Here is a 17,464-nt window from a genome sequence, read left to right as displayed (position 1 = left end):
CGCGGCCCGAGATCCCGCGGTTCTGTGACCGTGTCAGGTCTGTGACCGTGTCAGGCTCCGCGGAGGTCGAGGTCGAGGACGGCCGGGGCCGCCTCGCTCAGCTCGATGGGGATGCCCCAGTCCTGCTGGTAGAGGTGGCAGGCGGCGTGGAGCGGGATCTCCCCGCCGGGTTCGCCGTCGCACGCGGCCGCTCGCGCGGTGACGTGGAGGACGCCCGAGGTGAACTCGGGGTCGATGACGATGTCGCGGCTCAGCCCCTCCGCTCCCCCACCGCCGGAGACGATGAGCTCGGGCGGCGTCGACGACACCTGGAGGTACGTCGGGTCGCCCCAGCGGTCGTCGAGCTTCTGACCTGCGGGGACAGTGAAGCTCACGCTGATCGCCACGGGACCGGAGGCGAGTTCGGTCGAGGGCCGCTTGCTCGTCTGCGCCCCCTCGTCGACGCGCTGTGCGTCTTTCGGCAGGGCGACGCGGGTGAGCGTGTGGTTCGCCGATTCGACGACGAGGAGTTCGGCGTCGCCGGCAGCGGCGTCGCCCGAGGTGCCCGATTCGTCAGCGGCATTTCCACCGGTCGCCGGCACGACGAGGATGTCCGAGGGCTCCCGCAGCCCGCGGGCGAGCGTCGTCACCTCGTTCGTCGCGAAGTCGAAGCGGCGGATCGCGCCGTTGTACGTATCGGCGATCGCAAGCGAACCGTCGGGCAGGGTGCGCACCCCGAGCGGATGCTGCAGCCGCGCCTCAGGGGCGGGTCCGTCGCGGAAGCCGAAGTCGAAGAGACCGACGCCGACGATCGTGCTCGCCTCACCGGTGGCCGGGTCGAGGCGGCGGATCGCCGAGGTCTCCGAGTCGGCGACGATGACGTCGCCGTCAGGGTGGAGGTCGAGGCCCGAGGACTGCGCGAACCAGGCGGTCTCGCCGTCGCCGTCAACGAGTCCCTCGTTCATCGTGCCTGAGAGCAGGCGGATGCGGCCGCTGACCGGGTCGAACGACCAGATCGTGTGGTTGCCGGCCATCGCCACGACCACCTCGGCGGTCGCGGGGACGAAGAGGACGTCCCACGGCGAGGATAGCTTGACGTCGAGCGCGGGCCCGTCGTAGCGCCCGAGCGCCCCGTGCGTGCCGCGGACGTTGTCGATCGCGCCGACCATGTGCTGCTCACCGGTGCCGGCGATCGTCGTCACGGTGCCGCCCTCGAGGTCGATGCCGCGCAGGACGTGGTTGACGGTGTCGGCGACGACGAGCTGGTAGCCGACCTGGGCGGCGATGTCGTCGGGCAGGACGGTGATGCCGCCGGGTTCGCTGAATTCGGCGCTCGCGAGGTCGCCGTCGGTGAGTCCGCGGTCGCCTGTGCCGATGCGGCGGAGAATGGTGTGGCCGTCGGGGGCGTATTCGACGAGGCTGTGGTGGCCGGAGTCGGCGACGAGGAGGTTGCCCGACGGCAGGACCGTGACCTTGCCCGGGTAGAAGAGTTCGGTCTCCGGTGCCGGCGGGGGCACGTATGGGCCGTCCCCGGAGTGGAGGGTGCCCTTCGCGGAGTGTTCGGCGATGAGGCCTTCGATGATCTCGCCGAGACCGGCGGCGTGCCCTTCCCCGGAGAGAGTGGCGACGAGGTAGCCCTCGGGGTCGATGACGGCGAGCGTCGGCCACGCGCGGGCCGTGTAGGCCTGCCAGGTGATGAGGTCGGGGTCGTCGAGGACGAGGTGTTCGACCTGGTAGCGCTCGACGGCCTGGTCGACGGCCTCAACGGTGCGCTCGAACTCGAACTTCGGCGAGTGGACGCCGATGATGACGAGCTCGCCTTTGTACTTCTCCTCGAGCGGGCGCAGTTCGTCGAGGACGTGGAGGCAGTTGATGCAGCAGAACGTCCAGAAGTCGAGGAGGACGACCTTGCCGCGCAGGTCGGCGAGGCTGAGCTCCTTGTCACCGGAGTTCATCCAGCGGCGGCCGAGGAGTTCGGGAGCGCGCACCTTGGGTTCGCGCGGGCGGGACGGGGCGGTGGCCTCGGCGGTGGCGTCGTCCGCGGCGGTGGCCGCGGAGCTCTGCGGGCTGGAGTTCATGCGTCCATGGTCTCAGATCCCTCGCCGAGGCGGCAGGGCGGCTGTCATCGTGGGACACAGTGACCGCCGGTGCGGGCCGGGGCGCGGTCGACTGGCGGTGCCGTCGGGCAGTTGAGGCGGTGGGGCCAGCCTACGCAGCCGGTCGGGCACCGAAGACGCTCGAGCCGATGCGGACCATCGTCGCGCCCTCGGCGATCGCGAGGTCGAAGTCATTGCTCATGCCCATCGACAGCTCGGTCGCGGTCTCCGGCAGGGCGCCGGAGTCGATGAGGCGAGCGCTGAGTTCGCGGAGGTCTGAGTAGCTGGGGCGGATCTCCTCCGGCGTCTGACCCGGCAGTCCGATCGTCATGAGACCTCGCAGGCGCAGGCGCTGCAGCTCGCGCACGGCAGTGACGAGCGCCTCGGCGTCCTCCGGTGCGACACCCGACTTCGAGTCCTCACGGGAGGTGTTGACCTGGACGAAGACATCGACGGTGCTGTCGATGACGCCGAGGCGGTTGTCGATCTTCGTCGCGAGGTCGAGGGAGTCGATCGATTGGATGCACTGCGCATGCCGGAGGGTGTGGTTGACCTTGTTCTTCTGCAACGGACCGATGAGGTGGGACTCATGGGGCAGGTCGGCGAGGTCGTCGGCCTTCGCGACGAGCTCCTGAACCTTGTTCTCCCCGATGAGACCGAAGCCGTGTTCGAGCGCGACCCGGATCTTCTCCGCCGGTTGCGTCTTCGTCGCGAGGAGGATCCGTACGGCGTCGGCGTCGCGCCCGGAGGCCTGCGCGGCGGCTGCGGTGCGCTCGGCCACCTCGTCGAGGCGGGCGCGGATGTCAGCGGATTCGTCTGCGGTCAGGGTGTCGGTCGAACTCATGCTCCCAGTCTCGCATGAGCGCGGCCTGGCCGCGGTCGGCACGTCTGCGGCACCATCGCACAGGCGTTCGAGAGTGGGTGTGGGCCCGAGCCGACCGGACACTCATCGCACGACCCGGATTGTGCGGAACATCCAGTGCGATTGTGCGCCAGGTTCATGGCGATCTCAGTGCGAAAATCGCCATGAACCCGGCGCACAACCAGGGTGGCCGCCATGGAGGCGGCGCACAGTTCCTCAACGCGGGCGTGTGCGGAACAGCGAGCTGTTGGCTTACGGTTTCGTCGGCAGGCCCGGAGCCGCGGGGTCGATGTTCTTGATGATCGCCGTCGTGTCGAGTCCCTCGAGGCCCTCGTCGACGAGCTTCTGCAGCTGGGCGTAGACGAGGGAGGCCGCCGGCAGATCGACGCCCTGGGACTCGGCGCCGGCGAGTGCGAGACCGACGTCCTTGTGCATGAGCGCGGTCGCGAAACCGGGCTTGAAGTCGTTGTTCGACGCCGCGGTCTCCGTCACGCCGGGCACCGGATACCACGTGCGCAGCGGCCAGGAATCGCCCGAGGAGACCTTCGCGATGTCGTAGAACGCCTTCGGGTCGAGACCGAAGCGCTGCGCGAGGACGGCGCCTTCGACAACGCCTTCGAGGCTGATGGCGAGCATCATGTTGTTGACGATCTTCGCGGCCTGACCTGCGGCTTCACCACCGGCGTGGAAGATGTTGCCGGCCATCGGCTCGATGAAGGGCCGCGCCGTCTCGACATCGGCGTCGTCGCCGCCGAGCATGAACGTCAGAGTTCCGGCCTGGGCGCCGGTGACCCCGCCGGAGACGGGGCCGTCGATGAAGCGGAAGCCCGCCTCGGCGGCGTCCTTGTGCAGCTCACGCGCGGAATCGAAGTCGATCGTCGAGGAGTCGACGAGGAGGGTGCTCGTGTCCGCGTTGGCGAGCACTCCGTCGTCGCCGAGGTAGACGGCCCGCGCATGCTCGCCCTTCGGCAGCATCGTGAAGACGATGTCGGCACCGGCGACCGCCTCGGCGATCGAACCCACCGGGGTGACCCCATCGGCCGCTGCCGCGGTCACGGCGTCCGGCACCACATCGAAGCCCTTGACCGTGTGACCGGCCTTGACCAGGTTCGCCGTCATCGGTCGACCCATGTTCCCCAGGCCGATCCATCCAATCGTCGACATCGCATGCCTCCTCGCATCAACTGTTCATGTGTTCCCCTTCACAGTACGCCAGCAGGCGGTGCGGGGATCAGCCCGGGAAGGCACCTCTTCCGCACCCGCAATGTGCGCGCACGCAGATAGAATGAGGAGACTATGGCCGCTCACGCACCCACCGGTTCCGGCAGGCAGATCTCACCGGAGGATCTGCTCACCCTCCTCGCCGTCGCGCGGCTGGGGAAGTTCACGGCGGCCGCGCACAGTCTCGGACTCAACCACACGACCGTGTCCCGGCGGATCGCCGCCCTCGAGAAGGCGTACGGCCAGCGCGTCCTCGTCGCCTCGCCCGACGGCTGGGAGCTGAGCACCGCGGGGCGACAGCTGCTGCCGGTCGCCGAGGACATCGAGGCCGCGCTCGGCCGCATCGACGCCCATGAGAGCGCTGCACTGTCGGGGACCATCCGCCTCGCCTGCCCGCAGGCGTTCGCCCTCGAATTCGCGGTCCCCGCGCTGACATCCCTGCAGCTGCGCCATCCCGGTCTGCAGATCGAGCTCATCACCGCCACGCAGCGTGCCCGGCAGTATCGGTCGGGCGTCGACATCGAAGTCGTCGTCGGTCGACCGGACGCCCCGCGCAGCGCCGCCAAGCGGATCCGCGACTACCGCCTCCAGCTCTACGCCTCGCAGGAGTATCTGCGCACGCATCCGCAGCCGCGCACGCTCGACGACCTCGCCGATCATCGCATCGTCTACTACATCGAGAACTCCCTGCAGGTCGACGACCTCGACGAGGCGGCCGCGGAGCTGCCCGCGGGCAAGGGGTTCTTCCGCTCCACCTCGGTGCAGGCGCATGTGCTCGCCACCGCCGGAGGGGTCGGCATCGGGATCCTCCCGGATTTCACGGCGCGCGGGAACAGTCGACTCGTCCAGGTGCTGCCCGAACTCTTCTCCAAACGCGTGTCGTATTGGGCGTCGGTACGTCATGAGGCGCTGCGCAGCGCCGGCGTACGCGCGGTCCTCGAGGTGCTCTGAGCCGCACGGCTGCTTGCCCTCAGCTACCTTTCGGACGCAGGGCAACCCGGTGTGGAGTGGTCGAGCACCCGGATGGTGGTTCGAATCGAGGCCGCGATGCCGCAGGACGGCCGCGACGTCGGAGGATCGCTCAGGCGGCGGTCCACCCGCCGTCGACGCTGTGGGCGGCTCCCGTGACGACGCCGGCCGCATCGCTGGCGAGGAAGAGGGCGAGCGCGGCGATGTCCTCGGGCTCGGCGAGCTTCGGGACCGCCGCGTGCCCGAGGAACACCTTCTCGAGCACCTCGTCCTCGCTGATCCCGTTCGTCCGCGCCTGCTCGGCGATCTGCCCCTTGACCAGGGGCGTGAGGACGTAGCCGGGGTTGATCGCATTGCACGTCACGCCGTGCGGGCCCGCCTCGAGCGCGGTCGTCTTCGTCAGCCCCATGAGCCCGTGCTTGGCGGCGACGTATGCGGACTTGTTGGCCGAGGCGCGCAGCCCGTGGACGGACGAGAGGTTGATGACCCGTCCCCATCCGCGTGCGTACATCGCCGGCAGCGCGGCCTTCGTCAGCACGAACGGCGCCTCGAGCATGAGGGTCATGATGAGCCGCCATTCCTCGAGCGGGAACTCCGTGATCGGGTGGATCCGCTGGATGCCGGCGTTGTTGACGAGGATGTCGACGTCGACGTCGATCCCCTCGAGCGCCGAGGTGTCGGCGAGGTTGACCACCCACGCCTGCCCGCCGATGGACTCAGCGACCGCTCCGGCCGCCTCCGCGTCGACGTCGGCGACGGTGACCGCCGCTCCGGCGGCGGCGAACGTCTCGCACATCGCCTTGCCGAGACCGGAGGCGCCGCCGGTGACGAGCGCCCGCTTGCCGGTGAGATCAACAGTCATTCCACATCCTCTTTCCTCGTTCTTCTGTCGGACAGCGCAGTCGGTGGCCCGACCGGTCAGAGCAGTTGGTGGCCCGACCGGTCCGCGCCGGGTGCCATCGTCTCACCTCACCGCGACGGCCGGTGGATCTTCGCCGAGGCGGGGCCATGCCACCGCGCCGATCGGCCGACGCGTACCCGCTCCCCCAGCCCCGCACGGAGTGCACCCGGCCGTGGTCGTCGCCCCGCCTCGGCGAGGGGAGGACGACCGCAGCCGCCGGCGACGTCCCGCCCGCTCAGCCGACGGCACTGACCGCTCAGCCGGCGACGACTCCGCGGCGGACCTTGTCGGCATGGTCGAGCGAGTGGAGGTCGATGCCCTTCGTCTCGCGCGTGAAGATCAGCGCGACGAGCGAGATGAGCGCCGCCACCGCGAGGTAGATCGCGATCGGGATCGAGGAGTGGAACTCGTCGAGGAGCGCGGTCGCGATGATCGGTGCGAAGGAGCCCGCGACGATCGCCGTGACCTGGTACCCGGTCGAGACGCCGGAGTTGCGCATCCGGGTCGGGAACATCTCGGCCATGATCGCCGGCTGGCCGGCGTACATGAACCCGTGGAAGATGAGGCCGAGCAGGAGGGCGAGGAAGATGAGCCCGGGATTGCCGGTGTCGTACATCGGGAAGGCGAAGAAGCCCCACGACGCAGTGAGGATGATGCCGATCGCGTACGGCGGTTTGCGGCCGATCCGGTCGCCGAGGGCACCGATCATCGGCACGAGCAGCGCATGGATCGCGTGCGCGCCGAGGAGGAGGCCGAGGATCTCGCTCGCCTCGATCTTCGCGACGACCGCGAGGTAGGTGATCGAGAAGGTGACGACGAGGTAGTAGTGGATGTTCTCCACCAGCCGCAGCCCCATCGCGGTGAAGACCTCACGCGGGTAGCGCTTGAAGACGGCCTTGACGCCGTAGTCGACGCCCTCCTCGATCTCCTCGGCCTGGATCTTCTCGAAGATCGGGGCGTCGGAGACCCGGGTGCGGATGTAGTAGCCGATGAGGACGATGACCGCCGAGAGCCAGAACGCGATGCGCCAGCCCCACGAGAGGAAGGCCTCTTCGCTCAGGGTCGCGGTGAGGACGAAGAGGACGCCGGTGGCGAGCAGATTGCCCAACGGCACACCCGACTGCGGCCACGACGCCCAGAAGCCGCGCTCCTTGTCCGGGGAGTGCTCGGCGACGAGGAGCACCGCCCCGCCCCATTCGCCGCCGACCGCGAAGCCCTGGACGATGCGCAGGAGGACGAGGAGGATCGGCGCGAGGTAGCCGATCTGCCCGAACGTCGGCAGACAGCCCATGAGGAACGTCGCGGCGCCGACGAGGATGATCGAGAGCTGCAGGAGCTTCTTGCGCCCGAACTTGTCACCGTAGTGGCCGAAGACGATGCCGCCGATGGGACGGGCGATGAAGCCGACGGCGTAGGTCGCGAAGCCGAGCAGGATCGGCGTGAGCGGATTGTCCGACGGCGGGAACAGGATGTGGTTGAACACCAGCGTCGCCGCTGACCCGTAGAGGAAGAACTCGTACCATTCAACGACCGTGCCGGCCATCGACGCGGCGACGACCTTGCGCAGCTGCGCGCGCACCGACTTCCTCTCCGTGGGGCTCTGTGCACTCATGACTCTCCTCGATTTCTCCGATCCGCGCCGCGACTCTGCGGGCTGATCGTGCTGACCTGTCACCGCGTCAGGTGCGGCGGCCGTGGCAGGACTCTCGGCGATGAGAGCTCTCACGGGCCTGCGCACACCGATCCTCACCGTGATCCGGTGATGGCGGTTCCCTCTCAGTGTGCGCCACTTCACAGACGATTGGGATGCGCAGAGGCGCGAAAACGAGAATTTCCTGTGCATATTCGTGCACAGCGGGTGTGCGTCATGCGCAGACGTGCGCGACCTCGCCGAGGTGACCGGACGTCCCGTGCATCGGCGGTATCAGGGTGGCGCGGGGTCAGCCGCGGCGTCGAGGCGGCCGGGCGTCCCGTACGACAGGGCGGGCCGGGTGGCGCCGGGGCGGCCCTGCCACCGGAGTGCCGGTGCACTCGGGCCTCCCAGGCGCCAGCGGGGCCTTACCGCCGGCGAGGCGACCCGGTCACGGGGACCCGCACCTCGGCCGCGTCAGCTGCGGCGCTGTTCGGCGCGGGAGTCGCTTTCGGCCATCGTGGCGAGCATGTCGTTGTACGCGCGCAGCTCGGCGTCGTTCGTCCGGGCTTCGCGTCGGTCGACCCGCTTGGCTTCGCGATCGGAGGACTTCGACCACTGGAAGGCGACCATGATCGCGAGGAACAGGGTCGGCAGCTCGCCGATGCCCCACGCGATCGCGCCGCCCTTCTGCTGGTCCTCGATCGCGGTGTATCCCCAGTCGGTGCCCATGTTGCCGAACCAGTTGCCCTCGATGAGGACTTCGGAGCTGAGCAGGGAGATGCCGAAGAATGCGTGGAAGGCCATCGTGATGAGCAGCGTGAGCAGCCGCAGCGGGTACGGGAACCGCTTGACCCCGGGGTCGACACCGATGAGCGACTGGGCGAAGAGGTAACCGGCGCCGAGGAAGTGGAAGATCATCAGCTCGTGCCCGAGGTGGTACTCGAGCGCGTACCGCATGAGACCCGCGTAGTAGAAGACGACGAGGGAGCCGGCGAAGTTGACGCTCGCGACGACGGGGTTCGCGAGGAACCGCAGGTACGGCGTGTGGACGAGCCAGAGCACCCATTCGCGGATGCCGCGGGAACCGTCGGTGCGCGGGGTCGTCGCCCGCATGAGCATGGTGATCGGCGCGCCGAGGACCATGGGGATCGGCACGACCATGACGAGCAGCATGTGCTGGATCATGTGCGCGGAGAACTGCACCTCGCCGTAGACGACGGGACCGCCCGAGGTGACATAGATGAGGAGCACCATGCCGACGAGCCAGCAGACGAGGCGCGCGACCGGCCAGGAATCACCTCGGCGCTTGAGATGGATGAACCCGACGACGTACGCGAGGCCCAGGCCCACAGCGATGACGAGCCACAGCGGGTCGACCGACCATTCGGTGAAGTAGCGGGAGAACGTCGGCTGCGGGGGCAGCGGCTCCCCGGAGAGGATCTCCGAGGGCGTGGGATTGCCGACCGGTTCCTGGGGCACGGGCGGCTGCGACCGGGCCAGTGCGGCGGCCAGGCCCATGGTCGCGCCGAAGATGACGAACTCGGTGATGATGAGGCGCCAGAACTCCGCGGTCACCGAGGCGACGGTGCCGAGGCGCGCGATGACGTAGCGGCGGTGCCAGAAGCCGATGAGGCCGAGGAGGATCGTGCCGATGACCTTGCCGATGATGACCTGCCCGTACGGGGTCATGAGGTCGGCGAAGGACTGGACGCGCAGAAGCGAGTTGACGACGCCGGAGAACGCGACGAGGACGAACGCGAAGAGCGCGTACGACGAGTACCGGCTGATGATCGTGCTCAGGTGAGGTGACTTCGCGAGGCGGCCGCCGAGGAGGGCGACGACGAGGAGACCGCCGAGCCAGATCGTCACGCCGAGGAGGTGGAGGCCGATGCTGTTGACGGCCTGCGTGTGACCCGAGGCCTGCGCGGAGTGGCCCATGAGCGCCATGGGGATCATCACGCTGATGGAGATGAGCCCGGCGAACGCGATTCCGAGGTAGGACCGGGAGCCGAAGCACAGCGTCGAGGCGACGGCGATGAGGACGACGATGAGCGTCCACAGCTGCCCGAAGGCGATCTGCGTGACGAAGACGCCGAGCTGGTTGGAGAAGTCGATGTAGGCCTGGGCGCCGACGGTGTCCATGAAGGTGAAGATGAGGACGGCGACCGCGGAGACGGTCCACGCCACCGAGGCGACCTCGGCGATCTTCAGTGACTTCTCCCAGAGCGCGTCGAGCGGCGGCTGGTCGGCTTCACCCGCCTTCTTACCGCCCTTGTGCCGCGTGCGGCCCTGCGTGCGCGGGAGGATGAGGAGGGCGAAGAGCAGAGACCCGATGGTCACCGACATCGCGACGTTGAAGAGGGACTTGGCCGCGGGGAGCCCGAAGCGGACGACACGGCCGGGGTCGTTGAGCAGAGTCGCCTCGGCGGCGCCGGTGTAGAGCATCGCGAGGAATCCCACGATGAGGCCGACGACTACGACGATGGGCACGGCGGCCCGCGTGGTGAAACCGACGAGCGGTGCAATGATCTTGGAGGTCACTGGTGCCTGCCCGCCGCTGAATCCATAGCCCCAAGGATATCGTCCCGGGCTTCCCCCCTGCCAATTCGCACCCGCCGAGGTGGCGCAGATCTCTCTGGGAATCCGCGCCCGACGTTCACGGACTCGGCGCCCCGCCTCGGCGACGGATGCCTCAGCCCGGACAGCAGAAGACCCGGACCGATGATCGATCCGGGTCTTCGTGCGCGTGAAGCGCGAAGGTCACTTCGGGGCGCCGGCGGCAGCCTTGAGCTTCGAACCAGCGGACAGCTTGACGGAGTAGCCGGCCTTGATCTGGATCTCTTCACCGGTCTGCGGGTTGCGGCCCTTGCGAGCGGCACGCTCGGTGCGCTCGACGGAGAGCCAGCCCGGGATGGTGAGCTTCTCGCCCTTGTCGACGACGTCGGAGAAGACATCGAAGACTCCGTCGAGAACATCCGAGACCTGCTTCTGGGTCAGGCCGGACTTCTCGGCAACTTCTGCAACGAGCTCACTGCGGTTCTTAGCCATAAAAGTGTCCTCCTTAGGACAAGTCGGTCGGTTACCGGTCCGTTTTTCCGATAACGAACTTCCTCGAGATTACCAGCTGGACTTCGTGATGCCCGGCAACTCGCCGTCGTGTGCCATTTCGCGGAAGCGGACACGGGAGAGTCCGAACTTGCGCAGGTAGCCGCGGGGGCGGCCGTCAACCTGGTCACGATTGCGCACGCGCACTGGCGAGGCATCGCGAGGAAGCTTCTGCAGGCCGAGGCGTGCTTCTTCACGCTGCTCGTCGGTGCTGTCGGGGTGGGTGAGCTGACGCTTGAGGGCCGCACGGCGCTCTGCGTAGCGTTCAACGATGACGCGACGCTGCTTGTCGCGGGCGATCTTGGACTTCTTGGCCATGTGCGCTCAGCGCTCCTCTCGGAAATCGACGTGCTTGCGGACGACGGGATCGTACTTCTTGAGCACGATGCGGTCCGGGTTGTTGCGGCGGTTCTTGCGGGTCACGTAGGTGTACCCGGTGCCGGCGGTCGACTTGAGCTTGATGATCGGACGAACGTCTTGTGCCTTCGCCATCAGAGCTTCACTCCCTTGGCAATGAGTTCGGCGACCACGGAGTCGATGCCGCGCACGTCGATGACCTTGATGCCCTTGGCGGACACGTTGAGGGTGACGTTGCGACGCAGCGACGGAACGTAGTAGCGCTTCGTCTGAATGTTCGGGTTGAAGCGGCGCTTGGTGCGGCGCTTCGAGTGGGACACATTGTGTCCGAAACCGGGAACGGCCCCGGTGACTTGGCAGGTTGCTGCCATGACTCTCCTCCAGTTCACAAGTTACCGACTCTCGAAACAAGCCCGAGCTGGACCGGTCGACGGTCCTGACTCGCTTGCGCCGATGTCGGAAGACATCAACAAATTCTCGCGATGCTGCTGTGCTCACGCGGGCCCTGAGCAGGCACGTCGAAGGACGGTCCGGAGGGTCCGAGTCGCAAGCACGCGGCGTTCGCAATGGAAATTGTGTACGCCGAAACAGGCTTGCCCGTTCGGGCGAGATGTCTCACCAGCGCTGAAGCCGTAGCCTGTGAGAGATGGCCGAAGCTGGAGTGCAGCGGTGGGTGAGCACCATGTCGGTCATAGCAGATCCGTCGAGGACGGGCCCGTTACGACACAACAGACATCCAGTTTAGAGACGTTCCGGCCTTCAGAGCAAATTCACACCGTCCCCGGATTCGCGGGGCTCGCGCCGAGACGGCGGGCGGATCGGAGCAGAGGCCGCTGCCGCGCAGCAGTGACCGGGGCACTGCCGTGTCGCCCGAGTTCACGCGGATCCCGCGTGCTGTGGTGTGGCCGCACGGGTGTTCGGCGTTGTCAGGGGGCCGCCTACGGACGTCTCGGCGCCGTTCTCAGGGTCCGACCGCCTCGGCGAGGGAGGCCCGTCAGGCCGTCCTGACCGTGTTGAAGACCCACCGAACTCGTGCCAAGGTAAGAGGATGATTGCCACCACATCTGGCACTCTGGAGGACAGATGAGCGACGTTCCACCGAGGCCGCGCATCCGTCCCGCGACCAGTGATGACTGGGATTCGTCCGATCGATCCGGCCGGAGCCCGCAGCCCGGGTCGCAGGGAACGGACGCCCACTCAGCCGATGCCGAGTTCGATGGCTCGACCTACTACGAATACATCGAACGTCACACCGGTGACCTTCCCCTTTCGCGAACTCGCCGGGCCAATGTCTTCGCCCCCGCGGGCAGCTCGCCGTTCCAGGATCACGTCAATGCCGCCGGCAGCAGCGGTGCGGCCGGCCACGCTGCCGGCTCTGCCCGGCACTCGGGTGCGCCCGCCCAAAGGACCGGCCTCGGCACTGACCCCGGCGGGGCAGGAGCCTTCGAGACCGGCGGCGCCGGGGCTCCCGGCCCGGGTGGTTCGGGTGCGCACGGTCAGGGCGGCTACGGGCCCGGGGGCTACGGTCCTGGGGGTTATGGTCCTGGTGGCTATGGTCCTGGGAGCTACGGTCCTGGGGGGCCGAATTCCGGCATCGGTCCGGCCGTCGCCGACTCCGGCCCGCGCAAGGGGTCGGTCACGAAGGTCGTCATCGTCATCGCCGCGATCCTCGCGGTGCTCGCACTCCTCGGCTATTTCGGTGTGCGCTGGCTCGCCCCCGAGTCCGGCACGGTGCCCGTCGACGTCGGCGGAGAGGCGTCGAGCTCGGCAGCGCCGACTCCCTCGGACGAACTCGTCCGGCCCACCGGGACCCCGGAAGAAGAGCTCGACGGGTTCGTGACGTCGGGCACCGAGGCGGCCGCAGACCTCGAAGGCCAGTGGGTGACCCAGGTGAGCGCGAAGAAGGTCGGACTGCAAGCCGACGGCAAGACGTGGTCGGCGCAGGACATCCTCGACGAGTTCAAAGCGAACCAGGTGAAGTATCCCGGGTCGATCCTCATCTACAGCGGCGACTGGAGTGCCTACAAGTCCGGCGACTACTGGGTGACGGTCGTCGACACCGGCTACAGCGATGCGAAGCCGGCGCTCGACAAGTGCCGCTCGTGGGGTCTCGACCGCGACCACTGCCTCGCCAAGCGACTCGTCAAGGACGGCGAGTACTCCGAGGACAACAGCGCCTACCTCGACAGCTGACACCGCGGCACCCCTCCGCTGAGCGGCGGCTCGGACTGCCGACAGCGAGACGCCCTACCCGCAGCGGCTCGGACTGCCGGCAGCGAAGTGCCTCCGCTGAGCGGCGAACACCACCCCTGGCTTCGCACGCCCAACCGTGAACTCCGCATCCGTCGCCAGCACGAGGTGTCTGTGGAGCCGAGTGGTGCGGTCGGCAGGGTCCGCCTCCCTCAGACGACCGAAGCCGCATACCACCTCGTTCGCGGGGTGATATGCGGCTCCAGTGTCGGTCTCAGGCCAGGAGGACGCTCGGATCCTCGAGGCCGCGGCCGACATCGGCGAGGAACTTCGAGATGATCTCGCCGTCGACGACGCGGTGGTCGGCGCTCACGGACAGGGTCGTGATCTCACGCGGCACGATCTCGTCGTCGACGACCCACGGCTTCTTCCGCACCTGCCCGAAGGCGAGGATCGCGGCTTCACCGGGATTGATGATCGGCGTACCGGCATCGACGCCGAAGACGCCGACATTCGTGATCGTGATCGTGCCCCCGGCCTGGTCAGCGGGCGGAGTCTTACCCGAACGAGCGAGGGCCGTGAGGTCCTGCATCTCTTGCGCCAGCTGCGTCAGGCCCATCGTGTGCGCGTTCTTGATGTTCGGCACGATGAGTCCGCGCGGCGTGGCCGCAGCGATCCCGAGGTTGACGTACTTCCTGACGACGATGTCATCGCCGTCGAGTGTCGAGTTGATCCGCGGGTTCCGCGCCACCGCCCATGCCACGGCCTTCGCGACGATGAGCAGCGGAGACACGCGCACATCCTCGCCGAGGACCTTCGACGCCTTGAGACGGCGGACGAACGCCATCGTCTCGGTGACGTCGACATCGAGGAACTCGGTGACGTGCGGCATCGTGAACGCCGAGTCGACCATCGCCTTGGCCATCATCTTCACGACGCCCTTGAACGGGATCCGCTCCTCGAGAGCGTCGACGTCAGCACTCGCCGAGGCGGTCGCCCCAGCCGCGGTGGCTCCAGTCGCAGCAGGTGCCGCGGTGCCGTCGGCGGCGGCCTGGACATCGGCGCGCGTGACCTCACCGCGGGATCCGGTGGGCGTCACCGATGCGAGGTCGATGCCGAGGTCCTTCGCGAGCTTGCGCACCGGAGGCTTGGCCAGCGGCTTGCCCGCCGAGGCGGTCTCGGCAGACGCGGCTGCGCCGTCGGCCGCGGCCGAACCGGTTTCAGGCTGCGCGGGCGCTGTCGCAGGCGCGGCGGGGGCGGAAGACTCCGCCGTGCCCGACGTCTCCGCGGCACCGGACTGCGACGCGACACCGGACTGCGACGCGGCGGCCGACCCGCCCTTGCGGGGGCGGCGCTTCGATGAGGCGGCCTTGGCACCGTACCCGACGAGGGTGGCACCGCCCTCGTCGTCGCTGGTCACAGCACTGTCAGAGGCCGGGGCGGTCGCCTCGGCGTGCGGCGCGCTCATCGTCTCCGCGCCGGCGCCGGCATCATCGGCACCACCGAAGCGGATGATCGGGGTCCCGACCTCGACAGTCTGCCCCTCCTCGACGAGGAGGGCGCCGACGGTCCCGGCCTGCGGGCTCGGGAGTTCGACGAGGGACTTCGCGGTCTCGATCTCGACGAGGATCTGGTTGACCGTCACCTCGTCGCCGGGGGCCACCTTCCAGGAGACGATGTCCGCCTCGGTGAGGCCTTCGCCGACATCGGGAAGAGGGAATTCGAACGCCATTCTTGCTTCCTTTCGTCAGTAGGCCAGGGCCCGGTCGACACCGTCGAAGATGCGATCGAGATCGGGCAGGTAGTGCTCTTCCATCCGCGAGCCGGGGTACGGCGTGTGGTAGCCGCCGACACGGATGACCGGGGCTTCGAGGTTGAAGAAGCAGCGCTCGGAGATGCGGGCGGCGATCTCCGATCCGAGGCCGAGGAACGTCGGCGCCTCGTGGGCGACGACGAGGCGACCTGTCTTCTGGACGGACTTCTCGATCGTCGTGAAGTCGATCGGGTTGAGGCTGCGGAGGTCGATGAGCTCGACGCTCTTGCCCTCCTCGGCGGCGGCCGCGACGACATCGGCCGCGGTGGGCACGAGCGGTCCGTACGCCACGAGCGTGACGTCGGTGCCCTCGGAGACGACGCGGGCGTCGTGCATGCCGAGGTCCTTCGCCGAGGTGTCGACGTCCCCGCGCTGCCAGTACCGGCGCTTGGGCTCGAAGAACATCACCGGGTCGTCGCTGCGGATCGCCTCCTGGATCATCCAGTACGCGTCGTTGGCGTTCGACGGGCTGATGAGCTTGAGTCCCGCATGGTGGGCGAAGACGGTCTCGGGGCTCTCCGAGTGGTGCTCGGGCGAGCCGATGCCGCCGCCGTAGGGCACGCGGATGACCATCGGGATGCGCTCGCTGCCCAGGGTGCGGTTGTAGAGCTTGGCAACCTGGGTGACGATCTGGTCGTAAGCGGGGAAGATGAACGCGTCGAACTGGATCTCGACGACCGGCCGGTAGCCGCGGATCGCCATGCCGACCGAGGTGCCGACGATGCCGGATTCGGCGAGCGGCGCATCGATGACGCGCTGCGGGCCGAAGTCCTTCTGCAGGCCCTCGGTGACGCGGAAGACTCCGCCGAGCTTGCCGATGTCCTCACCAATGAGGACGACCTTCGGGTCGTCCTCCATGGCCTTGCGCAGACCGGCTGTGATCGCCTTGGAAAGCGGAAGTTTCTCCATCAGGCCTCACCTGCATCGGCGAATGAGGACTGGTACGCGAGGTACTCCGCACGTTCCTCATCGACGAGGGGGTGAGGTTCGGAGGTGACGTGAGCGAACATCTCGACACCGTCGGGGTCTTCCATGGTCATGCAGTTGTGGCGGATGCGCGCGGCGAGCGTGTCCGCCTCGGCGTCGACCTCGGCGAAGAACGACTCATCGGTGTCCGAGTGCTTCTCGAGGTAGGCGCGCAGACGGGTGATCGGGTCGCGGTCGGCCCAGATCTCCTCTTCGGCGCGGTCGCGGTACTTCGTCGGGTCGTCGGCGGTGGTGTGCGCACCGCGACGGTACGTGTAGGCCTCGATGAGCATCGGGCCGTTGCCGGAGCGCACCGAGTCGAGGCTCGCACGGGCCACGGCGTACATCGCGATGATGTCGTTGCCGTCGACGCGGATGCCGGGCACGCCGAATCCCTCGCCGCGCTTGTAGAGCGGGGCCGGGGTCTGGACGTTCGTCGGCTCGGAGATCGCCCACTGGTTGTTCTGGCAGAAGAAGAGCACCGGGGCGTGGAAGGCGCCGGCGAAGGTCAGCGCCTCCGAGACGTCGCCCTGCGAGGTCGCACCGTCGCCGAAGCAGGCGATGGCGACCGTGTCGCGTTCGAGGTCACCGGTGCCGACGTCGCCGTCCATCGACACACCCATGGCGTAGCCGGCGGCGTGGAGGGTCTGCGAGCCGATGACGATCGTGTACGTGTGGAAGCGGTGCTCCTGCGGGTCCCAGCCACCGTGGTTCTGGCCGCGGAAGATGCCGAGCAGCGTTTCGGGTTCGACGCCGCGGGTGTACGCGAGACCGTGCTCACGGTAGGTGGGGAAGACGAAGTCCTGGGGGCGGGCGGCGCGGCCCATGCCGATCTGGGCGGCCTCCTGGCCGAACATCGGGGCCCACAGTCCCAGCTGACCCTGGCGCTGCAGGGCTGCACCCTCCGCATCGACGCGGCGGACGAGGACCATGTCCCGGTAGAACCCGCGCAGATCCTCATCGGTGAGCTCTGCGGCGAAGGCGTCGTACTCGCCCGAGGCAACGCGGTTGCCGTCCTCGGTGAGCATCTGAATCATGCGAGGCTCCGCTGACTGACTGTGGGCAGTCCCGGATCCCACTGAAATGTTCGAGGTCATTTCAGCTCTCCTTATTCTCAAGGTCCTTACAGCACCGGAGGTGACCGGTGGCGGACAATGTGCTGCGGGCAACGCCTCTGGTGGAAGGAATCGCCCTCGCGTGATCTGATTCACAGGTACCCCTACGATACAGAATCCGGGGTGCCCGTGCCACCCCCAGGGTGCTGTCGGCACCGCTGCGAACCGGTGGTCCGCATCGACGTCGAAATGCATCGGTCGTGGTCAGCCTACGGATGGCACCGATGTCCTGGCGGGCGTCGCCAAAGCCCGGAGGC

Annotated in this window: 15 protein-coding genes; 2 read left to right on the top strand and 13 right to left on the bottom strand. The window is 68.0% G+C overall.

All coding sequences use genetic code 11. From position 1 onward, the window contains the following. Nucleotides 1-50: 50 nt before the first annotated feature. The 3 genes from FFS20_RS05755 to mmsB all read right to left on the bottom strand — a co-directional run bounded on the left by FFS20_RS05755 (nt 51) and on the right by mmsB (nt 4,101). Nucleotides 51-2,057: an NHL domain-containing thioredoxin family protein gene (locus FFS20_RS05755; protein WP_137824964.1), complete on the bottom strand. Its 2,007-nt coding sequence runs from the start codon at nt 2,055-2,057 to the stop codon at nt 51-53. A gap of 130 nt (nt 2,058-2,187) precedes the next feature. Next, entirely contained in the window at nt 2,188-2,919 is a 732-nt protein-coding gene (locus FFS20_RS05750; RefSeq protein WP_137824963.1) for a YggS family pyridoxal phosphate-dependent enzyme, read from the bottom strand. Nucleotides 2,920-3,189: 270 nt separating this feature from the next. Continuing rightward, entirely contained in the window at nt 3,190-4,101 is a 912-nt protein-coding gene (mmsB, locus tag FFS20_RS05745; RefSeq protein ID WP_137824962.1) for a 3-hydroxyisobutyrate dehydrogenase, read from the bottom strand. Between the two features lie 132 nt (nt 4,102-4,233). On the opposite strand from mmsB, the gene FFS20_RS05740 reads away from it, so the two are divergent. Beyond that, complete coding sequence (locus tag FFS20_RS05740) at nt 4,234-5,109, top strand: LysR family transcriptional regulator (protein WP_137824961.1); 876 nt, start codon at nt 4,234-4,236, stop codon at nt 5,107-5,109. 130 nt (nt 5,110-5,239) lie between these two features. On the opposite strand, the gene FFS20_RS05735 is transcribed toward FFS20_RS05740, so the two are convergent. The 7 genes from FFS20_RS05735 to rpmB all read right to left on the bottom strand — a co-directional run bounded on the left by FFS20_RS05735 (nt 5,240) and on the right by rpmB (nt 11,494). Then, on the bottom strand, nt 5,240-5,989 hold the full coding sequence (locus FFS20_RS05735; RefSeq protein WP_137824960.1) for a 3-hydroxybutyrate dehydrogenase: 750 nt from the start codon (nt 5,987-5,989) through the stop codon (nt 5,240-5,242). Nucleotides 5,990-6,284: 295 nt separating this feature from the next. Then, a complete protein-coding gene (locus FFS20_RS05730) occupies nt 6,285-7,640 on the bottom strand; it encodes an MFS transporter (RefSeq protein ID WP_137824959.1) in 1,356 nt (451 codons plus the stop codon). 495 nt (nt 7,641-8,135) lie between these two features. Then, nucleotides 8,136-10,202 carry a cytochrome c oxidase assembly protein gene (locus tag FFS20_RS05725; RefSeq protein WP_137824958.1) on the bottom strand — a complete coding sequence of 689 codons (2,067 nt, stop codon included), beginning with the start codon at nt 10,200-10,202 and terminating at the stop codon, nt 8,136-8,138. 219 nt (nt 10,203-10,421) lie between these two features. After that, on the bottom strand, nt 10,422-10,709 hold the full coding sequence (locus tag FFS20_RS05720) for an HU family DNA-binding protein (protein ID WP_137824957.1): 288 nt from the start codon (nt 10,707-10,709) through the stop codon (nt 10,422-10,424). A gap of 69 nt (nt 10,710-10,778) precedes the next feature. Further along, nucleotides 10,779-11,084, bottom strand: coding sequence for a 30S ribosomal protein S14 (gene rpsN, locus FFS20_RS05715; protein WP_009376593.1), 306 nt, complete (start codon nt 11,082-11,084; stop codon nt 10,779-10,781). A 6-nt stretch (nt 11,085-11,090) separates the two neighbouring features. Then, on the bottom strand, nt 11,091-11,261 hold the full coding sequence (rpmG, locus tag FFS20_RS05710; RefSeq protein ID WP_198020651.1) for a 50S ribosomal protein L33: 171 nt from the start codon (nt 11,259-11,261) through the stop codon (nt 11,091-11,093). Then, nucleotides 11,258-11,494, bottom strand: coding sequence for a 50S ribosomal protein L28 (gene rpmB / locus FFS20_RS05705; RefSeq protein WP_137824956.1), 237 nt, complete (start codon nt 11,492-11,494; stop codon nt 11,258-11,260). The genes rpmG and rpmB overlap by 4 nt, the downstream gene beginning before the upstream one ends. 712 nt (nt 11,495-12,206) lie before the next feature. Between rpmB and FFS20_RS05700 the strand changes: the two genes are divergently transcribed. Further along, the gene (locus tag FFS20_RS05700) at nt 12,207-13,316 is read left to right on the top strand and encodes a protein kinase (RefSeq protein WP_137824955.1); all 1,110 of its coding nucleotides are present in this window, start codon (nt 12,207-12,209) and stop codon (nt 13,314-13,316) included. A 271-nt stretch (nt 13,317-13,587) separates the two neighbouring features. Here the strand turns inward: FFS20_RS05700 and FFS20_RS05695 are convergent, their stop codons facing one another. From FFS20_RS05695 to pdhA, 3 genes are read right to left on the bottom strand one after another with little or no spacing between them, the layout of a single operon-like run. Next, a complete protein-coding gene (locus FFS20_RS05695) occupies nt 13,588-15,045 on the bottom strand; it encodes a dihydrolipoamide acetyltransferase family protein (protein WP_137824954.1) in 1,458 nt (485 codons plus the stop codon). Nucleotides 15,046-15,060: 15 nt separating this feature from the next. Then, entirely contained in the window at nt 15,061-16,035 is a 975-nt protein-coding gene (locus FFS20_RS05690) for an alpha-ketoacid dehydrogenase subunit beta (RefSeq protein WP_137824953.1), read from the bottom strand. After that, entirely contained in the window at nt 16,035-17,129 is a 1,095-nt protein-coding gene (pdhA, locus tag FFS20_RS05685) for a pyruvate dehydrogenase (acetyl-transferring) E1 component subunit alpha (protein WP_249356690.1), read from the bottom strand. The genes FFS20_RS05690 and pdhA overlap by 1 nt, the downstream gene beginning before the upstream one ends. Between the last annotated feature and the right edge of the window lie 335 nt (nt 17,130-17,464).

Origin of the sequence: Brevibacterium sp. 2SA (assembly GCF_005502845.1) — a bacterium.
Taxonomy (GTDB): domain Bacteria; phylum Actinomycetota; class Actinomycetes; order Actinomycetales; family Brevibacteriaceae; genus Brevibacterium.
This window is presented reverse-complemented; position numbering and strand designations above follow the sequence as displayed.

Coding starts and splice junctions, on each gene's coding strand:
- FFS20_RS05690 (WP_137824953.1), bottom strand. CDS start 16,035: ATGGAGAAACTTCCGCTTTCCAAGGCGATCACAGCCGGTCTGCGCAAG.
- FFS20_RS05755 (WP_137824964.1), bottom strand. CDS start 2,057: ATGAACTCCAGCCCGCAGAGCTCCGCGGCCACCGCCGCGGACGACGCC.
- FFS20_RS05740 (WP_137824961.1), top strand. CDS start 4,234: ATGGCCGCTCACGCACCCACCGGTTCCGGCAGGCAGATCTCACCGGAG.
- pdhA (WP_249356690.1), bottom strand. CDS start 17,129: ATGATTCAGATGCTCACCGAGGACGGCAACCGCGTTGCCTCGGGCGAG.
- FFS20_RS05720 (WP_137824957.1), bottom strand. CDS start 10,709: ATGGCTAAGAACCGCAGTGAGCTCGTTGCAGAAGTTGCCGAGAAGTCC.
- FFS20_RS05750 (WP_137824963.1), bottom strand. CDS start 2,919: ATGAGTTCGACCGACACCCTGACCGCAGACGAATCCGCTGACATCCGC.
- rpmB (WP_137824956.1), bottom strand. CDS start 11,494: ATGGCAGCAACCTGCCAAGTCACCGGGGCCGTTCCCGGTTTCGGACAC.
- rpsN (WP_009376593.1), bottom strand. CDS start 11,084: ATGGCCAAGAAGTCCAAGATCGCCCGCGACAAGCAGCGTCGCGTCATC.
- FFS20_RS05695 (WP_137824954.1), bottom strand. CDS start 15,045: ATGGCGTTCGAATTCCCTCTTCCCGATGTCGGCGAAGGCCTCACCGAG.
- FFS20_RS05730 (WP_137824959.1), bottom strand. CDS start 7,640: ATGAGTGCACAGAGCCCCACGGAGAGGAAGTCGGTGCGCGCGCAGCTG.
- mmsB (WP_137824962.1), bottom strand. CDS start 4,101: ATGTCGACGATTGGATGGATCGGCCTGGGGAACATGGGTCGACCGATG.
- FFS20_RS05735 (WP_137824960.1), bottom strand. CDS start 5,989: ATGACTGTTGATCTCACCGGCAAGCGGGCGCTCGTCACCGGCGGCGCC.
- FFS20_RS05700 (WP_137824955.1), top strand. CDS start 12,207: ATGAGCGACGTTCCACCGAGGCCGCGCATCCGTCCCGCGACCAGTGAT.